The sequence below is a fragment of the Burkholderia contaminans genome, assembly GCF_029633825.1.
Classification (GTDB): Bacteria; Pseudomonadota; Gammaproteobacteria; order Burkholderiales; family Burkholderiaceae; genus Burkholderia; species Burkholderia contaminans.
Genome location: NZ_CP090641.1, coordinates 2508663 through 2532561, shown reverse-complemented (window position 1 = coordinate 2532561; position 23899 = coordinate 2508663). Strand labels below are relative to the sequence as shown.

Genomic DNA, 23899 nt, shown 5'->3' with positions numbered 1-23899 from the left:
CGCGTGCGGTTCGTCACGAGCCGCGCCCGTACGCCACCGGTGCGCGCGCCGGATCGTCGTTCCCGTCGCCACGGGCCTTTCCAGGAAGCACTCACGATGAAAAAAGCAGTCGCCGGTACCCTCTCCCTCGCATTCCTCAGCACCGCCGCGCATGCGCAAAGCAGCGTCACGCTCTACGGGATGCTCGATGCGGGTATCGCCTATACGAACAACCAGTCGGGTAAAAGCGCATGGCAGCAAGGCAGCGGCCTGCTGTCGAATACGGTCTTCGGCCTGAGCGGCAACGAGGATCTCGGCGGCGGCCTGCATGCGCTGTTCCGCCTCGAGAACGGCTTCAACCTGAACAACGGCACGCAGTCCTACAAGAACACGATGTTCGGCCGCCGCGCGTACGTCGGCCTGCAGAGCGACCGGTACGGCGCGCTGACGCTCGGCCGCCAGTACGATGCCGTGGTCGATTATCTCGGCCCGCTCGCGATGGCGAACAACGGCGACGGCAACAACCTCGCGTCGCATCCGTTCGACAACGACAACATCGACGATTCGTTCTACATCGACAACGCGGTGAAATACACGAGCCCGACGCTTGCCGGCTGGCAGTTCGGCGGCCTGTACGGGTTCAGCAACGCGGCCGGCGGCTTCGCGAACAACCGCGCGTACAGCGCGGGCGTGTCGTATGCGAACGGGCCGGTCAGCCTCGGCGCCGCGTACCTGCAGCTGAACCGCGGCGGGCTGACGGCCGGCGGGGCGCTGTCGACCAACGACGGCCCGAACTTCCCGGCCGTGCGCCAGCGGGTGATGGGCGCGGGCGGCAGCTACGCGTTCGACCGGCTGACGGTCGGCGCGCTGTGGACACATTCGATGTTCGACGAAACGGCCGCGTCGTCGCTGCCCGGCGCGCTGAATGCGCTGCGCTTCGACAACTTCGAGGTCAATGCGCGCTATGCGCTGACGCCGGCCGTCTCGTTCGCGGGCGCCTATACGTTCACCGACGGCCGCTACGACGACGCAACCGGCAGCCATCGGCCGAAATGGCATCAGGTGACGCTGATGGCCGACTACGCGCTGAGCAAGCGCACCGACGTGTACGCGGAAACCGTCTACCAGCACCAGTTCGGCGTGCCGGCGGGTGCGACGCTCGGCTTTGCGAACGTCACGGGGCTCGCGGCCTCGTCGACCAACACGCAGGTGGTCGCAACGGTCGGCATCCGGCATCGGTTCTGACCGATCGCCAGCCGCCCAGCGCCGGCCGCTCTGTGCAATCCCGCATGGACGCGCGCCGGCCGAACAGGGATCATTCGGGGAATCCGGGCCCGCGCGCCTGCGAAACCGGTACACTCGGCGCCGGGCGCGCGCCGGATCGGCATTCGGCGGCGGGCCGCGGCCGACTCTGGAATCGTGATCCCATGACCACACCGATCTATCAGGAAATCAAGGACTTCATCCTCGCGCGCATTCATGCCGGCGAATGGGCGGAAGGCGACCAGGTGCCGTCGGAGAACGAGCTCGCGCGCGAATTCAACGTCGCGCGGATGACCGTCAACCGCGCGCTGCGCGAGCTGACGGCCGAACAGGTGCTCACGCGCACGCGCGGCTCCGGCACGTACGTCGCGTCACCGAAGTACGAATCGACGCTCGTCGCGATCCGCAGCATCTCGGACGAAGTCGCCGCGCGCGGCCACGGCTACCGCGCGCAGGTGCTGCAGGTGGGCGCGGCCGTCGCCGATGCGAAGCTCGCCGACGAGTTGCAGATCGACACGGGCAGCCCGATCTTCCATTCGCGCGTGCTGCACTTCGAGAACGACACGCCCGTGCAGCTCGAGGAGCGCTGGGTCAATCCGGCCTGCGCGCCCGAGTACGCGTTGCAGGACTTCACGACCACGACGCCGAACCAGTACCTGACGCGCGTCGCGCCGCTGCAGCGCGTCGAATACCGGATCGAGGCCGCAATGCCCGACACCGAAACGCGCCGCCACCTGACGATGGACGACCGCGAGCCGTGCCTGCTGCTGCATCGGCGCACGTGGTCGCAGGGGATGGTCGCGTCGGTCGCCAATCTGTGGCACCCGGGCAGCCGCTACCGGTTCACCGGGCATTTCTGACGTGGATGCGCGGGCTTACCGCGCGCCCGGTCGCCCCCATCGCTCGATCGCGCTGACGGCCCGCTTCAACCCTTCCTCTTGCGCGATGCGCGCGCCGAGTTCGATCGCGCGCGCCTGCGTTTCGGCCCGTTCGGCAACGGCGATGGCCCGTGCAAGTGTAGCGGCGTCCACGCGTCGCCCCGCCACCGGCGCATCCGCGACGCCGAGCCGTTGCAGCCGGTCCGCCCAGAAGAACTGATCGCCCGCGAACGGCACGACGACCGACGGAATGCCGGCGCGAGCCGCCGAATGCGTGGTACCCGAGCCGCCGTGATGGATCGCCATCGATACGCGCGGGAACAGCCGGTCATGCGGCGTATCGCCGATCACGTGAACGTTCTTCGGCAACATCGACGCATCGATACCGCTCCAGCCCGGATAGAACACTGCACGCCGGCCAGCGAGCGCTTGAGTGAGCGCGGCGACCATCGCGGCACGGTCGAAACCGGCCATGCTGCCGAAGCCGATGTAGACGGGGCGATCGCCCGCGTCGAGAAATGCCTGGAGTTCGGACGGTGGCGCCCAGGCGCTCGCATCGATCCGCCACTGGCCGCATGCCTGCACATTCGACGGCCAGTCGCCCGGGTCGGACAGCAGCGCCGGCGACACGCCGTACAGCATCGGATGATCGGTCCACACATGCTTGCGCGGCGGCAACCCGCACACGCTCGCTCGTGCCGCATTCGTCGCCTTCTTGAACGCCTGCCACAACAGCGCGTTCACGAACCGGTGGCTCGCACGGTTCAGCCAGCGCGGCACCTTCCCCGGCGGCAGGAACGGCGACGCGAATGCCGCAGTGGGCGTGATCGGGATCATGCCGGTGCCGATCGCCCGCACGCCGCGATACTCGGCGACCGACAAGCCGACGAACGATGCGAGCGCCGACACGAGGATCGCGTCGCAGCCTTCCGACGCATCCGCGATTTCGCGCATCCATGCTGCCGTGTTCGCATTGGCAATCGCCGCGAGCGCCTTCGACGTGTCGTTGAAGCCGCCGCGCCCGCGCACCGCATCGGCCAACGCGCCATCCGGCGCAATTGCCCGGCGGATATCGCCGGACAACGGCGTCGACGGTACGCCAAGCATCGCGGCCGACCCGAGCGTCGCCGCATCGGCCAGCAGCCGGACCTCGTGGCCGGCGTCGATCAGCGCACGGCCAAGCGCTGCAAGCGGGCGCGTGTCGCCTTCGGTGCCGTAGGTGGCGATGACGAGTTTCATGCGTGACTCCTCGTGCCCGACGGCAATGGGTGGATTCAAAAAAATGCACGTCGCATACTAATGCAACTCGTACACTTTCAGTCAATCCCCCGCCATGACGACGCCGACCGACGATCCGGGCCGCCGCGCACGCAAACGTATCCAGATGCTCGCGCATCTCGCCGCCACCGGTGCACGCCTGTTCGACGCGCACGGCTACGAAGCCGTCACGATGGAACAGATCGCCGCGCAGGCCGATGTCGCGAAGCGCACGCTGTACAACCACTTTGCAACGAAGGAAGCCGTGCTCGCGCACTGGCTGGAGGGTGAGCTCGCACGCGATCTCGCGCATCTGCAGCGTGACGTCGCGCGGCGCAAGACCTTCGCGTCGCGCATCGGCTGCGTGCTCGATGCGTCGGCTGCCTGGTGCGAGCAGCATCCCGCTTACCTGCTCGCGTATCTGCGCCATCGTTTCCTGAGCATCGGCGCGGTCGAATCGGCAAGTGGCGGAGAGAGCGGCAGCGATATCGCGCTCGTGTGGCAGCAACTGATCGCGGCCGGGCAGGAATCCGGCGAACTGAACGGCACGCTGCGGGCCGACCAGCTCGCCACGTGGTTCCATCACCTGTATCTCGCGGCGATGCTGCGCTGGCTGACCGTGCCGGGGTTGTCGCTGAAACGGGAGTTCCAGGCGGTGGCGAAGCTGTTCGTCGAAGGCGCTCAAGCGAAACGCTGAACGGTGCCGGCAAGCGATGGCCGGTGGCCGCTCGGGCGCTCGCCCGGTGCAAGCGCCCGGGCACGACCGCAAGGCGCGAGCGCCACTGAGGCGGCCGGCGCCGCGCATCCGGCGAATACGGTGCGATAGCGGAATCGCGCGGCGCAGATGCATTTTTACGACGAACGCACGCATCGCATGCCAAATTTCCCGCGCAGCAGTATGCTGATGTCGTACGGCCGCGCACGACGCTTCGGGTTATCCCTTCGTTTGCACGTTGTCGCGCCGCCGTCGCGACCGCAATCATGCGTTGCAAGGAGGGATTCGTGATGGCCACCACGCATCAGCATTTCCACCTCGAACTACGGCACGCCACCGCGCCGACCTATTTCATCAGCTACCTGTTTCCCGCGTTGCTGTTCGTGTACGAACTGCTGCGCGTCGGCCAATGGATCCGCGATCACGGGATGCAATTCGCCGCGTTCAAGCAGATGGGTTACGAGTATCTGCTGATGCTGCTGTTCGTCGGGCTGCAGATCGTCGTCGAGGCGATCTTCCTGCTCGGCGCCGCGATGCGTCGCGACAATCGCGACTTCGAGCACCGGCTGCCGAACGTGATTCTCGGCATCGGTCTCTCGATCGCGCTGCTGGCGATCGATCTCGCGATCCAGCTTTCGTTCTGACGGCCGGCGGGCGTCCGCCCGCTGGCGATGGCGAGCGCGCTCAGGCGCGCACGTCGCGCAGCAACGTCGCGACGGCGGTCAGCACGTCGCCGGTTCGCTCGCGGTGCGGCATGTGCCCGCACTGGCCGAGCAACAGATACGACGACGGCCCCGCGACGCGCGCGGCGATCCGCTTCGGATGCACGTCGGACCCGTATTCGTCGTCTTCGCCGTGAATCGCGAGCGTCGCGCATTGCACGCGCGGCAGGTCGTCGTCGAGATTCCAGTCGCGAAACGCCGGCGACAGCCACGTGTCGACCCACGCGCGCAACACCCATTCGGCCTTGTCGCCGTGATAGCGCGCGAGCCGGTCGAGCTGGCCCGGTTCGTCGAACTGCTGCCCCGCGTCGCGAATGCCGGCCAGCGTGCGATCCTCGACGAACGCCTGCGCGGCGATCGTCACGAGCGCACGGCAACGCGCCGGATGCGCGGCCGCACACCCGACCGCCATCCCGCCGCCGACGCTGTGCCCGAGCGCGACGAACGCGTCGACATCGAGTTGTTCGAGCAGTGCCGCGAACGCATGATCGGCCTCGTCGCGCACGAACGTCGTGCCGAGTGCCCCCGGATGGCGGTCGGAACGGCCGAAGCCGAGGCGATCGTAGGCGATCACGTCGCGCTGCGTGGCGCGCGCGAGTTGCGCGGGGAAGTCGCGCCACAGGTCGACGCAGCCGAGCGAATCGTGCAGCAGCACGATCGGTGCGGCCGGCTCAGGTGCGGCCGGCTCAGGTGCGACCGGCTCAGGTGCGGCCGGCTCAGGTACATTCGCCTTCGACGCCCCCGCCGCGTGTTGCGCCAAGCCACCGCGCCAGCGTTTCGCAAAGAGGCACCCTTGCGGCGTCTCGACGGTGGTCTCCTCGATCGGGATATCGGTCATGTGTGTGTCGTCTGCATGAAAGCGGCCGCCCCTCGGCGGCCGGATCGGATCCTGCGATGGTGGCCCGCCCCCGCACGCAACGTCAAGCAAGCCCCCGCCGCCCGCGCGTTCATTCGGGTTGCGGCGGCAGATACTCCATCTGCGCCTCGTCGTACAGCCGGTAGATCAGCGCCTGCATCGCGCGGATATCCTCGGATTCGTCGAGCATCCGCATGCTCATGATGATCGGCGACACGAGGTTCGGATCGTCGAGCGGCTTGTAGCTGATGTCGTCGCGCTTCAGCCCGTACACGCTGTGCGGCACGACCGACACGCCTTCGCCCATCGCGACGAGGCCGAGCGCGATCTGCAGTTCGCGCGTCTCGTAGATCTTGCGCGGCTGCAACGCGCGATCGTGAAACGCCGCGAGCACCTGGTCCGCATAGCTCGGGCGCGGCGCCTTCGGAAAGATGATCAGCGTGTCGTTCACGAGATCGTGCAGCGACAGCACGGGCTTCGCGCTGTCGAGCGGATGGCCGACCGGCAGCGCGACGATCATCCGCTCCTCGCGCAGCACGACGCGCCGCACGCTCGGATCCTCGTGGCGGATGCGCCCGAACCCGACGTCGATGCGCCCTTCCTTCAGCGCCTTGATCTGGTCCATCGTCGACATCTCGTGCAGGCTCAGCTCGACCGCCGGATACTCGCTGCGAAAGCGCCGGATGATCTTCGGCAGCATCCCGTACAGCGTCGAGCCGACGAAACCGACCGACATGCTGCGCTCGATCTTGCCGACCCGCTTCGTCATCGATTCGAGTTCGGTCGTCTGCGCGAGCAGTTGCACCGCGTGCGAATAGAAGAAGCGGCCGGCATCGGTCAGCTTCAGCGGCCGGGCATTGCGCTCGAACAGCGGCACGCCGAGCGCTTCCTCGAGCTGCTGGATCTGCCGGCTCAGCGGCGGCTGCGCGATATGCAGCCGTTCGGCCGCCCGCGTGAAATTCCGCTCTTCGGCAACTGCGACGAAGTAGCGGAGGTGTCTCAACTCCATGTTCGAATCCTCCCGGGCAGGCGACGGGTGTTCATTCGGCACCGCGCACCGCGCGGGCGCCGGTCGTCCACACCGGCCCTGTCGGCCACCTGCTTCCCGATCCCGTCACGATACCTCAGCCGGCATCGATCCCGGCGCGAACCGCAATGCGCTCGCAGCGGCGGCCGGCGCCGCGCAAAGCAAAACGGGAAGCCAACGCTTCCCGTTCGTTCACCGATACCGCGCCGCGGCACCGTGTGGGCCGGGCATCACCCCTCGGTCGCGTACAGCGCGTCGCGCTGCGCGTCGCTCAGCGAGTCGAGCGGCACGTCCGGCAATTGGTAGCAGATCATCGTGCCGTACAGCTCGGCGAGGCAATTGCTGCCGGCGTCGAGCGCGTAGCCGTCCTCGCCGTCCGGCGCCGGCGGGTACACTTCGCGCCACGCGTTGATCGCGGCTTCGAGTCGCACGATGGAAACGGGTCCGGCCTTCCGCTCGGCGGGTGATGCGCTCATGGATTCCTCTCGGTTGCGCGCTCCGCGGGCCGTATCGGCCCGGATGGAACGATGAAAACGCCGGGCCTCGCGCCGGCCGCCGCATGTCGCGCGCGCCGGATGCCGATCCGCGCTGCGCGCCTCGCGCCGGCCGGGCCGTGGCCCGGTAGGGTCGGGCAATATAACCGGCTTTGACCCCGTTCAGGCAAAAGCCGGGCAAAAAAAACGGGAAGCGCGAGGCTTCCCGTTTCGTCGTACGTCACGCGGCCACGCGCCGCGCCCGCGTCAGCCCGCGGTTTCGCGGTTCGCCACCGGCTGGCGCTGCGCGCCGCGGCTCGCGGCGATCCACGGCGCGATCTCCATGTCTTCGTAGCGCACGAAGCGGCTCTTCTTCAGGAACCGGAAGCCGAGCCACACGACGAGGAACAGCGGAATGCCGACATAGGTTGCGGCCACGCCCGCCCAGTCGATCCGGTTCGCGAGGAACGCCTGATAGTCCTGCCCAAGCGCGATCACGAGGCACAGCACGAACGCGAACAGCGGACCGAACGGGAACCACTTCGACTGGTACGGCAGCTGGTCGAGCGCGTAGCCCTGCTTCACGTAGCCCTTGCGGAACCGGTAGTGGCTGACCGCGATGCCGAGCCACGCGATGAAACCGGTCATCCCGGACGTGTTCAGCAGCCACAGATATACGGTCTTGTCGCCGTACAGCGACGTGAAGAAGCACAGGGCGCCGACTGCCGTCGTCGCGTACAGCGCGTTGCGCGGCACGCCGCCGCGCGACAGCTTCGCGAAGATCTTCGGCGCACGGCCTTCGGTCGCGAGGTTGTAGAGCATCCGCGTGGACGCGTACATGCCCGAGTTGCCGGCCGACAGCACGGCCGTCAGGATCACCGCGTTCATCACGCCGGCCGCGAACGCGAGGCCTGCGTGGCGGAACACGAGCGTAAACGGGCTCACGCCGATGTCGGTCACGTCCGTTTTCAGCAGGTTCGGGTCGGTATAGGGAATCAGCACGCCGATCACGAAGATCGCGAATACGTAGAACAGCAGGATCCGCCAGAACACCTGGCGCACCGCGCGCGGGATCGTCGTGCGCGGGTTTTCCGATTCGCCGGCCGCGACGCCGATCAGCTCGGTGCCCTGGAACGAGAAGCCGGCGATCATCGCGACGCCCATCAACGCCGGCAGGCCGCCCGCGAACGGCGCGTCGCCGATCGTCAGGTTGCCCCAGCCGTTGCTCGGCGCGCCCTTCAGAATGCCGAAGATCATCAGCAGGCCGACGCCGATGAACGCAACCACGGTGACGACCTTGATCAGCGCGAACCAGTATTCGGCTTCGCCGAAGCCGCGCACGGTCAGCGCGTTGAGCAGGAACATCACGCCGAGGAACGCCGCGCTCCACCACACGCCCGGCACGTCCGGAAACCAGTAATGCATCACGAGCTGCGCGGCGACCAGCTCCACCGCGATCGTCACGGCCCAGTTGTACCAGTAGTTCCAGCCGAGCGCGAAGCCGAAGCCTTCGTCCACGTATTTCGCGCCGTAGGTCGCGAACGAGCCGGACACCGGCATGAACGCGGCCATTTCGCCGAGGCTCGTCATCAGGAAGTAGACCATCAGGCCGATCGCCATGTACGCGACCATCGCGCCGCCGGGGCCGGCCTGCGAGATCGACGCGCCGGACGCGACGAACAGGCCCGTGCCGATCGAGCCGCCGATGGCGATCATCGTCAGGTGGCGCGCCTTCAGCGCGCGATGAAGCTTGGGTGGGTTCGCTGACGAACCGGATGGGTCGGATTTCGGAAGTGCGGACATAAACGAGACGAACGTTGAGCGGGCCGGCATCCGTAGCCGGCGCATGCGAAATCGGAGCGCGGTGCGCGTCCTGCGATGCATTCGATGCGGCCCCGATACGCGTTGCGCGGCGGGCGCCTGCGGCGAAGCGCGGATTCTACCTGATTCGTCACGGGGGCCGCTCAGGTGGCGCCGCCTGCCGCCGCGCGCCACCACCGCCGCGGAGATTCAGCAGAATCAAGGAGTTGGCCGCGCCGGAGCGAGCCGGGGCCGCGTGCCCGCGTAAAGAGCACGCGACGCGGGCAGTCATCCGGTTCTCCTGCCCACCCGTCGTTTCGCCGTTTTCCTGTCGCCATCCGCCCGATACCGCGCCGACAGACTTAATCGCCGGGTAATCGCGATATTATTCAGACAATAGAACCGGTCGCGGCGATTGATTCAAATCAAATCATCCGGAGTAAAGCAGTAACGATGCGTAACAGATCGGAATCGCCGTATCTGCATGCATGTTTTGCATGCAACACGCGAATGGCCGGAATTCGCGAGATAATGCGGCCCGATTCGAAATAATCAGCGTACGGAATCGCCGACGACGCGAAAATCCGCCGCCCGCCAGCCCCTCGAGGATGAAGTCATTCACGCTGCCCGCCACGCTGCGCCGCTATACCGCGTCGATCGTGGCACGCATTCTGTCGCCCCGCGGCGTGCTCGTTGCGGGGATCGTACTGCTGATGTTCAGCTGGGGGCTTTCCACGTCGCTTTTAATCGAGGCGCGGCGCGATGCATATGACCATGCGGTAGAAAATGCACGCAACCTGATGCTGCTGATCGAACGCGATATCGCGCGCAATATCGAGCTCTACGATTTGTCGCTGCAGAACGTCGTCGACGGCATTGCCGACCCCGAACTGATGGCCTTGCCGCCGCGCCAGCGCCACCGGCTGCTGTTCGACCGCGCGGCCACCGGCGAATTTCTCGGGTCGATCTTCGTGATGGACGCGCACGGCAACATCGTGATCGATTCGAGCGCATCGCCCGCGCGGCAAGGCAATTTCGGCGACCGCGACTACTTCGCCGTCCATCGCGACGGGCTCGCGCAGGGCCTCTACATCAGCAAGCCGTATGCGGCCCGGCTGCGCGGCGGCGCACTGACGATCGCGCTCAGCCGCCGGATCAACCGGCCCGACGGCACGTTCGCCGGCATCGTCGTCGGCACGCTCAGCATCGACTACTTCCGCGCGCTGCTCGACGGCCTTGCGGTCGGCAAGCACGGCAGCGCGGCGATCGTCGAGGACAACGGCGCGCTCGTGTCGCGCCTGCCGTACGACCCGCACGTGGTCGGCCTCGACCTGCACAACTCGCCGCTGTTCATCGAATCGCAGCGCGCCCGCGACGGCGTGCTGACCGGGGTCGGCGCGATCGACGGCATCCGGCGCATCTATGTTTACAAGCATCTCGCCGCGTTGCCGCTGATCGTCGACGTCGCGCCCGCCGAGATCGACATCTACGCGCCGTGGCACCACCGCGCGATCTGGACCGTCGTGCTAATGTGCCTGTTCACCGGGTTCATCGCGTGGGGGTCGCTGGCGCTGTCGCGCGAGCTGAAGCGCCGGCAGGTCGCCGAATCGAAGCTGTACCGGCTCGCGCACACCGATGCGCTGACGGGCCTCGACAACCGCGGCACGTTCGACACGGTGCTCGCGAAGGAGACGCAGCGTGCGTCGCGCAGCGGCCGCCCGCTGTCGGTGCTGTTCGTCGACGTGGATCACTTCAAGGCGTTCAACGATTACTACGGCCACCCGGCCGGCGACGACGTGCTCCGGCGCGTCGCGCAAACCGCATCGCAGTGCCTGCGCCGCGACAGCGATCACGTCGCACGGTACGGCGGCGAAGAATTCGTCGTCACGCTGCCCGACACCGATGCGCAAGGCGCGTTGAACGTCGCTGAAAGTATCCGGCGCGCGATCGCAGGGCTCGACATCGAGCACGTGCAAAGCCCGTACGGGCGCGTCACGGCAAGCATCGGCGCGGCGACCGCCACCGACGGCCGCGTGAACGCCGCGACGCTGCTGCGGCGGGCCGACGAGGCGCTGTACCGCGCGAAGTCCGGCGGCCGCAACCGCGTGCTGGAGGCGCAACCGAGCGCCGCCGGCGCATGACATCGTCGTGACGTGACGTGCAGCCGCGTGGCGGCCGGCCGGGCCGGATGACCGCGCCGTGGACAGCCCTCCCGTGTTCGGCTAGCGTTACACCTGCTGCGCACGCGGCGCGGCGCCGGCCCGCGCAGCCCGCCGTGCGCGTTCCGGCCACTCCAGCTCCACCATGACCACCCCACTCCCTACCCGGCTGCCGCCACTCATGCGCAACGCGCTCCGCCCGCTACTCGACCCGTATCGCCGCTACCGGCACGCGAAGCTGATCCATGCGGCGCGCGTCTCGCTCGCGATTCTCGTGTCGATCGCGCTATCCACCGGCCTGAACGTGCCGCACGGCGAGTGGTCGACGATCACCGTGCTGATCGTCGTCGGCGGGTTGCAGCACCACGGCAACATCCGCAAGAAGGCGGCCGAGCGCGCGCTCGGCACGTCGATCGGCGCGCTCGCCGGGCTCGGGCTGATCCTCCTCTACTCGTTCCTGCACGCGCCGTTCGCGATCTACCTGCTGATGGCCGTCGGGTGCGGTATCTGCGCGTATCACGCGATCGGCAAGGCCGGCTACATCGCGCTGTTGTCGGCGATCACGATGGTGATCGTCGCCGGGCACGGCGACAACGAGATCGTCGACGGCCTGTGGCGCGCGGTGAACGTGCTGGTCGGCATCGCGATCGCGCTGGCGTTTTCCTTCGCGTTGCCGCTCTACGCGACCTATTCGTGGCGCTACAAGCTCGCCGACGCGCTGCGCGCGTGCGCGGCCGTGCATGCGCGGCTCGCGGGCGATCGCCAGGTCAGCGACGACGCGCACCTGAAGGAAATGGCCGCGCTGAGCGCGCTGCTCGTGCAACTGCGCTCGCTGATGCCGTCGGTATCGAAGGAATGCGATATCCCGGTCACGCAGCTCGAGGCGATCCAGCGCGGCCTGCGCCTGTGCATCGGTTATCTGGAGATCCTGTCGAGCGCGGTACCGGCCCGCGACGACCTGGCCGCCCGCGAATACATGCGGATCGAAATGAAGGCGGTGAACCGGCGCATCCGCGACACGCTGGTCGGCGCGAGCCGCGCGCTCAAGTTCGGTACGCCGAGCCGGCTCTCGCCGCGCCGCCAGCCGGTCGACCCGCCGCATGACGCGCCGCCGCCGCAGTTGTCCGGCTACGTGTCGATCACGGCCAAGCTGGCCGGGGAAGTCGATCAATTGCGCGAGAAGCTGCTCGATACCGCGCAGTCGTGGAACATCTGACGGTCGCGGGAATCCGGGTTTCGCGCACAAAACTTTCATATAGCTTTCATTGCAGTACATCGACATTCTGACGGCGGGCCGCCCCGCCCCTCAGTCGATCCGGCCCCGGAAACATGGCTCGCGGCCGCGCACGTCTGCGCCCTCTTTTACTGCGATTTCGCGCCGGCCGGCGGGGTGTTCTCCACCCGGTTAACCGCCCGCCAGGCCCGCCGCGACAGGCCCGACGACGGTTCCGCGCAAAATTCACCCCTTGCCCCAACCTCCCGGACAGCCGATACTCGCATATTCCGCGAAATACGATCCCACCGGCTTCAATCCACGGTAATTCCTATGAGCACGATTCTCGAAAGCCTCCCGACCGGCCAGAAGGTCGGTATCGCCTTCTCCGGCGGCCTGGACACCAGCGCTGCACTGCACTGGATGAAACTCAAGGGCGCCGTCCCGTACGCATATACGGCGAACCTCGGCCAGCCCGACGAAGACGATTACGACGCGATCCCGAAACGCGCGATCGAATACGGCGCAGCCGGCGCCCGCCTGATCGACTGCCGCGCGCAGCTCGTCGCCGAAGGCATCGCGGCACTGCAAAGCGGCGCGTTCCACATCACGACGGCCGGCGTCACGTACTTCAACACCACGCCGATCGGCCGTGCCGTGACGGGCACGATGCTCGTCGCCGCGATGAAGGAAGACGGCGTCAACATCTGGGGCGACGGCAGCACGTACAAGGGCAACGACATCGAGCGCTTCTACCGCTACGGCCTGCTCGTGAACCCGGATCTGAAGATCTACAAGCCGTGGCTCGACCAGACGTTCATCGACGAGCTCGGCGGCCGTGCCGAAATGTCCGAATTCATGAATCAGGCCGGTTTCGCGTACAAGATGTCGGCCGAGAAGGCCTACTCGACCGATTCGAACCTGCTCGGCGCGACGCACGAAGCGAAGGATCTGGAAAGCCTCGAAAGCGGCATCAAGATCGTGAACCCGATCATGGGCGTCGCGTTCTGGCGCGACGACGTGAAGATCGCCGCCGAAGAAGTGACGGTGCGCTTCGAAGCCGGCCAGCCGGTCGCGCTGAACGGCGTCGAGTTCAAGGATCAGGTCGAGCTGCTGCTGGAAGCGAACCGCATCGGCGGCCGCCACGGCCTCGGCATGAGCGACCAGATCGAAAACCGCATCATCGAAGCGAAGAGCCGCGGCATCTACGAAGCCCCGGGCCTCGCGCTGCTGTACATCGCGTACGAGCGTCTCGTCACCGGCATCCACAACGAAGACACGATCGAGCAGTACCGCGAGAACGGCCGCCGCCTCGGCCGCCTGCTGTACCAAGGCCGCTGGTTCGACCCGCAGGCGATCATGCTGCGCGAAACCGCGCAACGTTGGGTCGCCCGCGCGATCACCGGCGAAGTGAAGATCGAACTGCGCCGCGGCAACGACTACTCGATCCTGAGCACGAAGTCGCCGAACCTCACGTACCAGCCGGAACGCCTGTCGATGGAGAAGGTGGCGTCGACGTTCTCGCCGCGCGACCGGATCGGCCAGCTGACGATGCGCAACCTCGACATCACCGATACGCGCGACAAGCTGCGCGTGTATTCGCAAGTCGGGCTGCTGACGCCGGGTGAGACGTCGGCGCTGCCGCAGATCAAGGGCGACGAGAAGTAAGTCGCTTCGCTCGACGCCGTGCCGCATCGCTGGATGCGGTACGGCCGGGCAGGCTGCGTGGGCGCATCCTCTTCGCGCACGCAGCCTGCCGCTTCCTCCGCCTCTCCCCCGCCTGTCTGCTTTCCCCTCTGCAATCGCCTCGCCCCGCGTGACGTGCCAACGGCACGGCATCGCCGCGCCAGTCATGGCAAGCTGCGAATCTTCCGAGTCCTGCGCTCACCCATGACCGCCCTTACCGTCATCCACCTGAACGGCCCAATCAACAGCGGCAAGACGACGATCGGTGTCGCGCTCGCACGCGTGCTGCCCGACGCGCGCTTAATCGACGGCGACGATCGCGATGCGCCCAAGGATGCGCCGTTCGACGTGCAGTGGGCGATCGCGCTCGAACGTCTCGTCACGCAGATCACCCACGCACGCGAGCGTCATCTGGTCATCGCCTATCCGATCGGCGAGCCGGAATTCGAGCGGCTGCGCGCCGCCTGCGATGCATGCAGTGCGCGGTTGTACGTCGTGACGCTCGCGCCGCCCGAAGCGATCGCGTCGTCGAATCGCGGCTCACGTGCGTTGACGGACTGGGAGCGCAACCGGATCGCCGAGATGTATCGCGAAGGCTATGCGTCGCGGCCGTTCAGCCAGATGGTGCTCGATACGTCCGATGTGACGCCCGATGCTTGTGCGGCGAGGATTGCGCAGCACGTCGCGGCGACGGAGTCGTGAACGGCACACCGGCACGCAGATACCTCGCAGCAGCCAGCAAAATGCCATTTCTCCGGCCTGGATTGGAAAACGTTTACTCTCCCGACACTTCTTGCTAGCATCGTCCTCGATCGGCGTGGCCAGATTCACGGAAAGCCGATTGCAAGCCTTGAAATTTCCGCAATTCCCGGCATCGCTGTTCCAACTTCCGAGCCTCACCTGCTTTCTGTATTTTGGAGTGCTTTCTACGGGCAACCGATCTCGCTCCGACGATCGCGCGCCTTAAAAGGAAAACGTTATCCAACAACGTGGCGCCCAGCCACGGACCATCAGAGAGAGAGACACCATGAAGAACAGGATCATCCCGTGCGTCGTCGCCGTTTTGTCCGTAGCGTGCCTGTCCGCGTGCGGCGGCGACGATCCGGCCAGCCCGGCCGCCGCCGCCCGCCAGCAGGCCACCGCGATGGCGCTCAGCCCGTCGAACCCGCCCGGCTCGAACTTCAACCTCGCGCCGTTCACGCTGCAGTTGCCGACCGGCGCGTCCGGCAAGGTCGACACCGTGAGCGGTTCGTCGCTCGCGGGCGGCTATGTGAACCCGACGTATTTCTATACGGACGCCAGCGACGGATCGATGGTGATGATGGACCCGACGCAGGGCTGGACGACGTCCGGCTCGCTGCATCCGCGCACCGAACTACGCGAGAACGCGATCTGGCCGACCTCCGGCACGAACCGGCTGAATGCGACGGTGGCCGTCACGCAAGTGCCCGATCACACGACGATCGGCCAGATCTTCCAGGGCACCGGCCCGAGCAAGCCACTGTGCGAGCTGCAGTTCACGTCCGGCGGCGTCGTGCAGTTGCTGCTCGAAAGCACCAACCAGGGCGGTAAGTCGACGACCACGCCGATCACCACGGTCGGCGTCGGCAAGCAGTTCAGCTACGCGCTGAGCCTGAGCGGCACGACGATCACCGTCACCGCGAACGGCACGACGAAGACCTTCACGATGGATTCGAGCTTCGACGGCGAAAGCTTCTACTTCAAGGCGGGCGACTACGACCAGACGGCCGTGTCCGGCACACCGCTGACGACGCCCGGCACCGTCGTGAAGTTCCATGCGCTGACGCTCACGCATGGCTGATCGCTCGGCAAGACGCATGAAGCCGGACGGGCGCACATCATGCGCGGCCGTCCGGCGTTTCGATGCACGCGTCGCGCTTACGAGTGATGCCGCACACCCGGCACGACGGCTTCCTTCGCCCCCTTCCGACTCAACATCAGCGTCACCACCGCCGACACCGCGAGCGTGCCCGCCACCACATACAACCCCGCCGCATACCCGCCCGTCACGTGCTTCAACCAGCCGATCGCGAACGGCCCGACGAATCCGCCGAGATTGCCGATCGAATTGATCATCGCGATGCCCGCCGCCGCGCCGGCGCCGGACAGGAACGCACTCGGCATCGCCCACAACGGCGCCTTCGCGGCGCTGATCCCGATGTTGACGACCACCAGCGCGAGCACGGTCAGCAGCGCCGTGCTCGCCTGCCCCGCGAACACGAAGCCGATGCACGCGAGCACGCACGGAACCACGACGTGCCACGTGCGCTCGCCGGTGCGATCCGAGTGCCGCGCCCACACGATCATCGCGACGACGGCGGCGATGCTCGGAACCCCGGTGAGCAACCCCGTCTGCAGCGCGGTGAAGCCGAACTGCTTGACCATCAGCGGCGCCCAGAGGCCGAGCGTGTACAGCCCCGCCGACGTGCCGAAGTAGATCAGCGCGAGCGCCAGCACGCGCGGGTCGCGCAGCGCCTGCCACGCGCCGGCCGTATGCCCGGCATGCGTGTGGCGCGCATCGGCTTCGGCTTTCAACCTCGCGACCAGCCAGTCGCGCTCGTCCGCGCGCAGCCACGCGGCCTTCGACGGCGCATCGGTCAGGCACCTGAGCACGACGAAGCCGAGCACGACCGCCGGCAGCGCTTCGATGATGTACAGCATCTGCCAGTCGGCGAGCCCGAACATCGGCGGCATCTGCATGATCGCGCCCGACAGCGGCGATCCGATCGCGGTCGAGATCGGCGCGGCCGCCATGAACCACGCCGCGGCCACCGCGCGCTGCTTCGCGGGAAACCACAGGCTCAGGTACAGGATGATGCCGGGGAAGAACCCGGCTTCGGCCATGCCGAGCAGGAAACGCAGCACGTAGAAGCTCGTGGGCCCGGACGCGAATGCAGATACAGCCGACACGATCCCCCACGTGATCATCACGCGCGCAATCCAGATGCGCGCGCCGACGCGATGGAGGATCAGGTTGCTCGGTACTTCGAACAGAAAGTAGCCGATGAAGAACAGGCCGCCGCCGAACCCGAACGCGGTCGGCGACAGGCCGATCGCCTTGTTCATCGTCATCGCGGCGAAGCCGACGTTGACGCGATCGAGAAAGCTGACGAAGTAAAGCAGCATCACGAACGGAATGATGCGCCACATCAGCTTCCGCGCGACGCGGGTTTCCAGATCCGCTTGCATGTGTCTCCTCCTTCGAGGTCGAGCCGTCGAGTCGTGCTCGGTGTATGAATGCTCGCCGGCGCCGCGGCGAAACGCGTGAGCCGGCGCGCCCGGCTCGCGTCGGGCGCGCGAGTCTCGGGGCAGGAAAATCCCGGGGACGATGAACGGGCGACGCGCGGTAACCGGTTGCGCACACGCGCCGCCGTTGGTCGCTCGTCGCTGGCCGCTATGTCGCGGCCCGCCTGCACATCGCCACCCTTGTCATCAGGCTGCGACCACCGCGTTCGCGACGCGCTCGCACACAGCCGCCGTCACCTGCGCGGTCGTCGCGCTGCCGCCGAGGTCGCGCGTATGCAGTGACGGGTCGGCCGTCACGGCCTCGATCGCCTGCATCACGCGCGCGGCGGCTGCCGTTTCGCCGAGATGTTCGAGCAGCATCACGACCGACCAGAACGTGCCGACCGGATTCGCGAGCCCCTTGCCCATGATGTCGAACGCGGAGCCGTGGATCGGCTCGAACATCGACGGATAGCGGCGCTCGGGATCGATGTTGCCGGTCGGCGCGATGCCGAGGCTGCCCGCGAGCGCGGCGGCGAGATCGCTGAGGATGTCCGCGTGCAGGTTGGTCGCGACGATCGTGTCGAGCGACGCCGGCCGGTTGACCATGCGCGCGGTCGCCGCATCGACGAGCTCCTTGTCCCACGTGACGTCGGGGAATTCCCGCGCAATCTGCTTCGCGATCTCATCCCACATCACCATCGCGTGCCGCTGCGCGTTGCTCTTCGTGATCACGGTCAGCAGCTTGCGCGGGCGCGACTGCGCGAGCCGGAACGCGAAGCGCATGATGCGTTCGACGCCGGCGCGCGTGAGGATCGACACGTCCGTCGCGGCCTCGATCGGGTGACCCTGGTGCACGCGGCCGCCAACGCCCGCGTATTCGCCTTCGGAGTTCTCGCGGACGATCACCCAGTTCAGGTCGTCGGGCCCGCAGCGCTTCAGCGGTGCGTCGATACCGGGCAGGATGCGCGTCGGGCGCACGTTCGCGTACTGGTCGAAGCCCTGGCAGATCTTCAGGCGCAGCCCCCACAGCGTCACGTGATCCGGCACGTCGGGGTCGCCCGCCGAGCCGAACAGGATCGCGTCCTTGCCGCGCAAGGCGTCGAGGCCATCGGCCGGCATCATCGCGCCGTGCTGGCGGTAGTAGTCGGCACCCCAGTCGAAATCCTCGAACTCGAACGCAAAGCGGTCGCTGCCGCGGGCCAGCGCTTCCAGCACCTGCTTGGCCGCAGGCACCACTTCCTTGCCGATCCCGTCGCCGGGAATCGTTGCGATACGGTAGGTCTTCATGCGCACATCCTCGATTGATCGTCAGCGTGGATTCACTTTACCGAACCGACAGTGCGGGAACCGGTGCTAGACTCAAAGCATCTTTAACTTTAATTCATGAATCGCGACATGGCGGATACCGTCCAGCCGGCCGATCTCGGCTTCTTCTCGACGCTGGCCGCGTCGGGCAGCCTGAGCGCGGCCGCGCGCGAACTCGGGCTCACCGCGGCAGCCGTCAGCAAGCGGCTCACGCAGATGGAGCGGCGCGCGGGCGTGACGCTCGTGAACCGCACGACGCGGCGCATGATGCTGACGCCCGAAGGCGACGTGTATCTTGACTACGCGCGCCGGATCCTCGACCAGATGGACGAACTCGGCGAACTGCTCGGCAGCGCGAAGCAGCGCCCGAAGGGGCTGCTGCGCGTGAACGCGACGCTCGGCTTCGGGCGTAACCAGGTCGGCCCCGCTATCTCGCGCTTCGTCGCGCGTTATCCGGAGGTGTCGGTGCAGCTGCAGTTGTCGGTGATGCCGCCGCCGCTCACCGACGACGCGTTCGACGTATGCATCCGCTTCGGCGAGCCGCCCGATACGCGGGTCGTCGCGCGGCGGCTCGCGCCGAACCGCCGGCTGCTGTGCGCGGCGCCCGCGTATCTCGCGCAGCACGGCACACCAACGACGCCGCACGACCTGACGCGCCACAATTGCATCGGCATCCGGCAAGGGGACGAAGGTTACGGAATCTGGCGCCTGTCGAGCGGGCGCGGCACGGCACGCCACACGGAGGCCGTGCGGATCAACGGCAACCTGACGACGAACGATGGCGAGATCGCCGTGAAATGGGCGCTCGACGGGCACGGGATCCTGATGCGCGCGGAATGGGATCTGCGCGACTATCTCGCCGACGGCCGCCTGGTCGTCGTGCTGCCCGACCACGAGACGCCGAGCGCCGACATCTATGCGGTGTATGCGCAGCGTCACCAGATGTCCGCCCGGATTCGGGCGTTCGTCGATTTTCTGGCGGACGAGCTGGGACAGTGATCGGAACGCAGGAAACGACGCACGTCGATTCATGAGAGACAAACGTGCGGCTCGGTCAAAAGAGCCAATATTTCAGCTGTTTCGTCAAATAATCGCCAGAATATTGACACTTTCATATGAGCCGGCAGCCGCCGGATTCGCGCCGGGCCGCCGCCGTCCGCTCCGCCGCGGCAACCCGGCGGGATCATCGATGCGCTTCCGTTATCTCGTCGGTCAAGCGAGCGCACCCACGACGATTGCGAACCATTGACCGCGCCTGACCCGACACTTGCTGATCAAGCTGCGGCCATCTGGGCGTCCACCTGGTCAACCCTGTCCGCGGCACGCACCGTATGCCGCCACACCCGAGCGGTGATCATGCCTGCATGGCCGCTCACCGCCGCCTCGAAACGCTCGCCGATCCATTCGACGAACGCGCGCACGCCGGGCGACACGTGCGGCCGCTTCACATACACGGCCGACACCGCGATCGCGTCGGGCCGCCAGCGCGGCAGCACTTCGCACAACCGCCCCGCATCGATCAGCGACTGCGCGGCGACACGCGGCGGCTGGATCAGCCCGAGGCCGTGCATGCCGCACGCCAGATACGCGGGCTCGTCGTCCACGCTGACGATCCCGTCCATCCGCATCTTGCGCACCGTGCCATCGACGAGGAAATCGAGCTCGGCCGTGCGCTGGCCCGGCACCGACGACAGGCTGACCGCGCGATGCGAGGCCAGATCGTCGAGCGCGCGCGGCACGCCGTGGCGGTCGAGATACGCGGGGCTCGCGCAGGTCACGCGCTCGAGCATGCCGAGCCGGCGCGCGACGAGCGACGAATCGGGCAGTTCGCCGAGCCGGACACTGCAGTCGATCGCATCGCCGACGCGATCGGCCGCGCGCCCGGATACACCCAGCGTCAGCACCAGATCGGGATGCCGCGCATGAAACGCGCCGAGCGCCGGCAGCACGATCGCGTCCGCGACCGCCGCCGGCAACTCGACGCGCAGCGGCCCGCTCGGATGCAGCGCGGCGCCGCGGATGCTGGCTTCGAGCTCGTCGACGTCCGCCGTGATGCGCACGCAGCGCCGATAATACGCATCGCCTTCGGGCGTCGCCCGCAGCGCGCGCGTCGTACGCACCAGCAACGGCATGCCGAGCGCCGTTTCGAGCTCCTGCACGGTCCGCGTCGCGGTGGCGCGCGAAATGCCGAGCGCCTGCGCTGCACGCGTAAAGCTGTTCATTTCGACGATGCGCGTGAAGATGCGCATCGCGCGGATCGGATTGTCCACCGGACACCCCTGCATGTTGGCCGCATGCAGCGGCGCGCGTTCGCGCACCGTGCATGCGTTTCGAGGAACGCCGCGCCGCCGGCGCGGCACAGTGGGTTCAGCCGTTCGCCGCCACGGCGCGCCGCGCCGGTTCGTCGAGCAGCCGCTGCGCCAGCGCGAGCGCGTCGTCGCGCGTGGCAGCCGCATTCAGCGGATAGCCCCACACCTTCTCGAACGCACCCGAGAATGCGTTGAGCGCCACACGCCGCGCCGCGTCGGGCTCGATCGCGATCATCGCGGGGATCCATTCGCGCGACTGCGCGCGGTTGGCCTTGCTCCACTTCGCGAGCTGCTTGCGCAGGTCGTGATCGTCCCCGCCGCGATCGTCTCCGGACGGCGCATCGTCGGTCAGAAGAACGAACGGTTCGCGACGCGCCAGCAACGCGTCGAGCTCGGCGATCAGGCGGGCGGGGTCGGTGTGCGTCGAACCGGTGTAACGCAACCAGACAAACGGGAAGTCAGTCGTGACGATTTGCATGTCGGCCTCCAGATGAGAACGATTCTCATTTTATGGATCGAGGCCTGCGGCGTCATTTATCGTCCCGGCCAACCGCTTGCTCAATCCGGCCAATCGCGCACGCATGGGGCGGCACGGCCTTCATCGTTCAGCGTTGCCGGTCGGTCAGGAATTGCGTCAGCGACTTGCCGGTCGCCTTGCGGAACATCGTCACGAAGCTGCTCGCGCTCTCGTAGCCGAGATCGATCGCGATCTGGTGCACGCGGCGCCCGGTCGTCAGCATCCGCAGCGACAGCGCGACGTGCAGCCGCCGGCGCCAGTCGCCGAGGCTCATCCCGAGTTCCTTCGCCGCGAGCCGCGTCAGGCTGCGCTCGCTGATGCCCACGCGCCGCGCGAGTTCGGGCAGCGGCGACTTGTCGGCCGGATCGTCGAGCAGATGGTCGATCAGCTTGCGCAGCCGCCGGTCGGCCGGCATCGGCAGATACAGATCCTCGACCGGCGCCGCGACGAGTTCGTCGAGGAGCGTCGCGATCAATCGCCCTTGCGGCCCGTCGACGTCGTACAGGTTCGGGAAGCTCGCCGCCTTCAGCAGCAGCTCGCGCAGCAGCGGCGACACCGACAGCGTGCAGCAACGCGCCGGCAGGTCGAGCGCGGCGTCGGGTTCGACCAGCACCGCGTAGAAGGTCGCGCCGGCCGAGCCGCGTGCCGCGTGCGGGACGTCGCCCGGAATCCACACCATGCATTGCGGCGGCGCGCTCCACACGCCGCCGTCGATCTCGCAGTAGATGACGCCGCTCAGCGTATAGAGCAGTTGCGCCTGCGGATGACTGTGCCGCTCCAGCCGCCATTCGGGCTCGACGACCGAGCCGCCGAACACGACGAGCGGACGCGGCACGTGGAAGACTTCGTCATCCGCTGCGGGATCGGTGGTCGGTGGAAGCTTGCGCATGAAACGGTGGACGATGGAGAAAGCCGGACGCGCTGCCTGCGCGCCCTTTCGTGCTTATACCAGAAAGGCACCGGTGCGGCCCTGCCGCCGGCCGGGTGACCGGGCCGCGTCTGCAGCCGCGCGGCGAAGCGAATACAATGCCCCGATCCCCCGCCGCTGCGCCCACTTTCCGGAGCCGCCATGTTCGACCTGACCACGCTGACCACCTTCACGGCCGTCGTCCTGGGCCTGTTCCTGATTCCCGGCCCCGCCGTGCTGCTCGTGCTGAGCCGCACCGTCCAGGGCGGCCGCAGGACCGGCATCCTGACCGGACTCGGCGTCGCCAGCGGCGATTTCGTGCATACGCTGTTCGCGGCGGTCGGCCTGTCGGCGCTGCTGATGACGTCGGCGCTCGCGTTCAACGTCGTGAAGGTGGTCGGCGCCGCGTACCTGATCTACCTCGGCGTGCGCGCGCTGCTCGAGAAGCCGTCCGATCCGTCGCTGCCGAGCGTGTCGCCCGTCACGCCGCTCAAGGCTTACCTGCAGGCGATTCCCGCCGAAGTGCTGAACCCGAAGACCGCGCTGTTCTTCCTCGCGTTCATGCCGCAGTTCGTGCATCCGGAACGCGGCTCGACGTTCGTGCAGTTCGCGGTGCTCGGGCTGATCTTCGTCGTGCTCAGCTCGCTCTACACGACGCTGATCGCGTGCTCGATCCGCCCGCTCGGCCGCATCGTGAAGCGGCTCACGTGGCTCACGCGCTGGCAGGGGAAGATCATCGGCTCGATCTTCATCGCGCTCGGGCTGCGCGTGGCGGTGCAGCAGCGCTGATGCGCGGCCGCATGACGTCTGCCGCCGCGCCCGCCGGCGAAGCCCTCTACACCGACCCGCGCCTCGTCGCGATCTACGACCTGTTCAACGCGGGCGACCAGGATTTCGCGTTCTATGCGTCCGTGATCGGCAGCGCACGGCAGCGCATCCTCGATCTCGGCTGCGGCACCGGCACGTTCGCACGCCGGCTCGCGGCAGCCGGGCACGACGTCGTCGCGATCGATCCCGCGCCGGCGATGATCGAATACGCCCGGCGCCAGCCCGGCGCCGACACCGTGCGCTGGCTCGCGTGCGCGCTCGACAGCCTGCCGCCCGGCGCACCACCGTTCGATGCGGTCGTGATGACCGGGCATGCGTTCCAGTGCCTGCTGACCGACACCGAAATCGACACGACGTTGCGAGGCGTGCGACGTGTGCTCGCCGACGGCGGCCGTTTCCTGTTCGACACCCGCAATCCGCGCATCCAGCCGTGGCTTGCATGGACGCCTGAGCATTCGGCACGCAGCGTCGAGTCGCGCGAGGCAGGCATCGTCGATCTTCATCATGCGGTGCGCTCGGTGGACGGTGCGATCGTGACGTTCGACACGCACTACCGCTTCCGCCGCGACGGCACGGTGCTGACGAACACGAGCCGGCTGCGATTCGTCGCGCAGCCCGACCTGCTGGCACGCGTGATCGCAGCCGGATTCTCGTCGGCCGACTGGTACGGCGACTGGCGGCACGCGCCGTTCGACGAAGCGACCAGCGCGGAGATCATCGCGATCTGCCGCGCCTGAGTGCTGGCGCGCGCTGCTA

22 protein-coding genes are annotated in these 23899 nt (G+C 67.4%); 12 read left to right on the top strand and 10 right to left on the bottom strand.

Translation table 11 applies throughout. The annotated features are described in order from the left end of the window. The first annotated feature begins 96 nt into the window (after positions 1-96). Positions 97-1224 carry a porin gene (locus LXE91_RS29065; protein WP_039344941.1) on the top strand — a complete coding sequence of 376 codons (1128 nt, stop codon included), beginning with the start codon at positions 97-99 and terminating at the stop codon, positions 1222-1224. A 182-nt stretch (positions 1225-1406) separates the two neighbouring features. After that, entirely contained in the window at positions 1407-2102 is a 696-nt protein-coding gene (gene hutC, locus LXE91_RS29060) for a histidine utilization repressor (protein WP_039349239.1), read from the top strand. 15 nt (positions 2103-2117) lie between these two features. Here the strand turns inward: hutC and LXE91_RS29055 are convergent, their stop codons facing one another. Beyond that, positions 2118-3359 (bottom strand): glycosyltransferase, encoded by a 1242-nt coding sequence (locus LXE91_RS29055; RefSeq protein ID WP_039349241.1) that lies wholly within the window; start codon positions 3357-3359, stop codon positions 2118-2120. 94 nt (positions 3360-3453) lie between these two features. Between LXE91_RS29055 and LXE91_RS29050 the strand changes: the two genes are divergently transcribed. Together LXE91_RS29050 and LXE91_RS29045 are read left to right on the top strand one after the other, a co-directional pair. Beyond that, positions 3454-4074, top strand: coding sequence for a TetR/AcrR family transcriptional regulator (locus LXE91_RS29050; RefSeq protein WP_039349244.1), 621 nt, complete (start codon positions 3454-3456; stop codon positions 4072-4074). Positions 4075-4382: 308 nt separating this feature from the next. Next, on the top strand, positions 4383-4736 hold the full coding sequence (locus LXE91_RS29045; protein ID WP_039349247.1) for a hypothetical protein: 354 nt from the start codon (positions 4383-4385) through the stop codon (positions 4734-4736). Between the two features lie 40 nt (positions 4737-4776). Here LXE91_RS29045 and LXE91_RS29040 read toward each other — a convergent pair whose 3' ends face one another. From LXE91_RS29040 to LXE91_RS29025, 4 genes are all read right to left on the bottom strand, one after another. Continuing rightward, entirely contained in the window at positions 4777-5652 is an 876-nt protein-coding gene (locus tag LXE91_RS29040; protein WP_039349250.1) for an alpha/beta fold hydrolase, read from the bottom strand. 109 nt (positions 5653-5761) lie between these two features. After that, the gene (locus LXE91_RS29035; RefSeq protein WP_039349252.1) at positions 5762-6679 is read right to left on the bottom strand and encodes a LysR family transcriptional regulator; all 918 of its coding nucleotides are present in this window, start codon (positions 6677-6679) and stop codon (positions 5762-5764) included. 248 nt (positions 6680-6927) lie between these two features. After that, positions 6928-7173, bottom strand: coding sequence for a DUF3717 domain-containing protein (locus LXE91_RS29030; protein WP_039349254.1), 246 nt, complete (start codon positions 7171-7173; stop codon positions 6928-6930). A gap of 264 nt (positions 7174-7437) precedes the next feature. Further along, positions 7438-8973 (bottom strand): amino acid permease, encoded by a 1536-nt coding sequence (locus tag LXE91_RS29025; protein WP_039349257.1) that lies wholly within the window; start codon positions 8971-8973, stop codon positions 7438-7440. A gap of 605 nt (positions 8974-9578) precedes the next feature. On the opposite strand from LXE91_RS29025, the gene LXE91_RS29020 reads away from it, so the two are divergent. The 5 genes from LXE91_RS29020 (at position 9579) to LXE91_RS29000 (ending at position 15850) form a co-directional block, all read left to right on the top strand. After that, entirely contained in the window at positions 9579-11111 is a 1533-nt protein-coding gene (locus LXE91_RS29020) for a sensor domain-containing diguanylate cyclase (protein WP_039349260.1), read from the top strand. 163 nt (positions 11112-11274) lie between these two features. Further along, positions 11275-12345, top strand: coding sequence for an FUSC family protein (locus LXE91_RS29015; protein ID WP_039349262.1), 1071 nt, complete (start codon positions 11275-11277; stop codon positions 12343-12345). A 330-nt stretch (positions 12346-12675) separates the two neighbouring features. Then, complete coding sequence (gene argG / locus LXE91_RS29010; RefSeq protein WP_039349265.1) at positions 12676-14010, top strand: argininosuccinate synthase; 1335 nt, start codon at positions 12676-12678, stop codon at positions 14008-14010. Between the two features lie 222 nt (positions 14011-14232). Continuing rightward, positions 14233-14730, top strand: a complete 498-nt coding sequence (locus LXE91_RS29005; RefSeq protein WP_039349268.1) for a nucleoside/nucleotide kinase family protein — start codon at positions 14233-14235, stop codon at positions 14728-14730. Positions 14731-15055: 325 nt separating this feature from the next. Further along, positions 15056-15850 (top strand): polysaccharide lyase family 7 protein, encoded by a 795-nt coding sequence (locus tag LXE91_RS29000; RefSeq protein ID WP_052760175.1) that lies wholly within the window; start codon positions 15056-15058, stop codon positions 15848-15850. 77 nt (positions 15851-15927) lie between these two features. Here the strand turns inward: LXE91_RS29000 and LXE91_RS28995 are convergent, their stop codons facing one another. Both LXE91_RS28995 and LXE91_RS28990 read right to left on the bottom strand, forming a co-directional pair. After that, a complete protein-coding gene (locus tag LXE91_RS28995; RefSeq protein ID WP_039349271.1) occupies positions 15928-17238 on the bottom strand; it encodes an MFS transporter in 1311 nt (436 codons plus the stop codon). A 243-nt stretch (positions 17239-17481) separates the two neighbouring features. Then, positions 17482-18564, bottom strand: a complete 1083-nt coding sequence (locus tag LXE91_RS28990) for a tartrate dehydrogenase (protein ID WP_039349274.1) — start codon at positions 18562-18564, stop codon at positions 17482-17484. Between the two features lie 108 nt (positions 18565-18672). Between LXE91_RS28990 and LXE91_RS28985 the strand changes: the two genes are divergently transcribed. Then, entirely contained in the window at positions 18673-19581 is a 909-nt protein-coding gene (locus tag LXE91_RS28985; RefSeq protein WP_039349277.1) for a LysR substrate-binding domain-containing protein, read from the top strand. Between the two features lie 275 nt (positions 19582-19856). Here LXE91_RS28985 and LXE91_RS28980 read toward each other — a convergent pair whose 3' ends face one another. From LXE91_RS28980 to LXE91_RS28970, 3 genes are all read right to left on the bottom strand, one after another. After that, positions 19857-20852: a LysR family transcriptional regulator gene (locus tag LXE91_RS28980; protein ID WP_039349360.1), complete on the bottom strand. Its 996-nt coding sequence runs from the start codon at positions 20850-20852 to the stop codon at positions 19857-19859. Positions 20853-20949: 97 nt separating this feature from the next. Continuing rightward, complete coding sequence (locus tag LXE91_RS28975) at positions 20950-21369, bottom strand: ATP--cob(I)alamin adenosyltransferase (RefSeq protein ID WP_039349279.1); 420 nt, start codon at positions 21367-21369, stop codon at positions 20950-20952. A 127-nt stretch (positions 21370-21496) separates the two neighbouring features. Beyond that, positions 21497-22297, bottom strand: a complete 801-nt coding sequence (locus LXE91_RS28970; RefSeq protein ID WP_039349281.1) for an AraC family transcriptional regulator — start codon at positions 22295-22297, stop codon at positions 21497-21499. Between the two features lie 180 nt (positions 22298-22477). Here LXE91_RS28970 and LXE91_RS28965 point away from each other — a divergent pair, with 180 nt between their 5' ends. Both LXE91_RS28965 and LXE91_RS28960 read left to right on the top strand, forming a co-directional pair. Continuing rightward, positions 22478-23104, top strand: a complete 627-nt coding sequence (locus tag LXE91_RS28965; protein WP_039349284.1) for a LysE family translocator — start codon at positions 22478-22480, stop codon at positions 23102-23104. Between the two features lie 11 nt (positions 23105-23115). After that, a complete protein-coding gene (locus LXE91_RS28960) occupies positions 23116-23880 on the top strand; it encodes a class I SAM-dependent methyltransferase (protein ID WP_039349363.1) in 765 nt (254 codons plus the stop codon). The last annotated feature ends 19 nt before the right edge of the window (positions 23881-23899 follow it).

Excerpts from the sequence above, each read along its gene's own strand:
- LXE91_RS29050 (WP_039349244.1), top strand. The coding sequence starts at position 3,454 with ATGACGACGCCGACCGACGATCCGGGCCGCCGCGCACGCAAACGTATC.
- LXE91_RS29015 (WP_039349262.1), top strand. The coding sequence starts at position 11,275 with ATGACCACCCCACTCCCTACCCGGCTGCCGCCACTCATGCGCAACGCG.
- LXE91_RS29040 (WP_039349250.1), bottom strand. The coding sequence starts at position 5,652 with ATGACCGATATCCCGATCGAGGAGACCACCGTCGAGACGCCGCAAGGG.
- LXE91_RS29035 (WP_039349252.1), bottom strand. The coding sequence starts at position 6,679 with ATGGAGTTGAGACACCTCCGCTACTTCGTCGCAGTTGCCGAAGAGCGG.
- LXE91_RS29000 (WP_052760175.1), top strand. The coding sequence starts at position 15,056 with ATGAAGAACAGGATCATCCCGTGCGTCGTCGCCGTTTTGTCCGTAGCG.
- LXE91_RS29045 (WP_039349247.1), top strand. The coding sequence starts at position 4,383 with ATGGCCACCACGCATCAGCATTTCCACCTCGAACTACGGCACGCCACC.
- LXE91_RS29020 (WP_039349260.1), top strand. The coding sequence starts at position 9,579 with ATGAAGTCATTCACGCTGCCCGCCACGCTGCGCCGCTATACCGCGTCG.
- LXE91_RS29065 (WP_039344941.1), top strand. The coding sequence starts at position 97 with ATGAAAAAAGCAGTCGCCGGTACCCTCTCCCTCGCATTCCTCAGCACC.
- LXE91_RS28960 (WP_039349363.1), top strand. The coding sequence starts at position 23,116 with ATGACGTCTGCCGCCGCGCCCGCCGGCGAAGCCCTCTACACCGACCCG.
- LXE91_RS28990 (WP_039349274.1), bottom strand. The coding sequence starts at position 18,564 with ATGAAGACCTACCGTATCGCAACGATTCCCGGCGACGGGATCGGCAAG.
- argG (WP_039349265.1), top strand. The coding sequence starts at position 12,676 with ATGAGCACGATTCTCGAAAGCCTCCCGACCGGCCAGAAGGTCGGTATC.
- LXE91_RS29005 (WP_039349268.1), top strand. The coding sequence starts at position 14,233 with ATGACCGCCCTTACCGTCATCCACCTGAACGGCCCAATCAACAGCGGC.
- LXE91_RS29030 (WP_039349254.1), bottom strand. The coding sequence starts at position 7,173 with ATGAGCGCATCACCCGCCGAGCGGAAGGCCGGACCCGTTTCCATCGTG.
- LXE91_RS29025 (WP_039349257.1), bottom strand. The coding sequence starts at position 8,973 with ATGTCCGCACTTCCGAAATCCGACCCATCCGGTTCGTCAGCGAACCCA.
- LXE91_RS28965 (WP_039349284.1), top strand. The coding sequence starts at position 22,478 with ATGTTCGACCTGACCACGCTGACCACCTTCACGGCCGTCGTCCTGGGC.
- hutC (WP_039349239.1), top strand. The coding sequence starts at position 1,407 with ATGACCACACCGATCTATCAGGAAATCAAGGACTTCATCCTCGCGCGC.
- LXE91_RS28995 (WP_039349271.1), bottom strand. The coding sequence starts at position 17,238 with ATGCAAGCGGATCTGGAAACCCGCGTCGCGCGGAAGCTGATGTGGCGC.
- LXE91_RS29055 (WP_039349241.1), bottom strand. The coding sequence starts at position 3,359 with ATGAAACTCGTCATCGCCACCTACGGCACCGAAGGCGACACGCGCCCG.
- LXE91_RS28985 (WP_039349277.1), top strand. The coding sequence starts at position 18,673 with ATGGCGGATACCGTCCAGCCGGCCGATCTCGGCTTCTTCTCGACGCTG.
- LXE91_RS28975 (WP_039349279.1), bottom strand. The coding sequence starts at position 21,369 with ATGCAAATCGTCACGACTGACTTCCCGTTTGTCTGGTTGCGTTACACC.
- LXE91_RS28970 (WP_039349281.1), bottom strand. The coding sequence starts at position 22,297 with ATGCGCAAGCTTCCACCGACCACCGATCCCGCAGCGGATGACGAAGTC.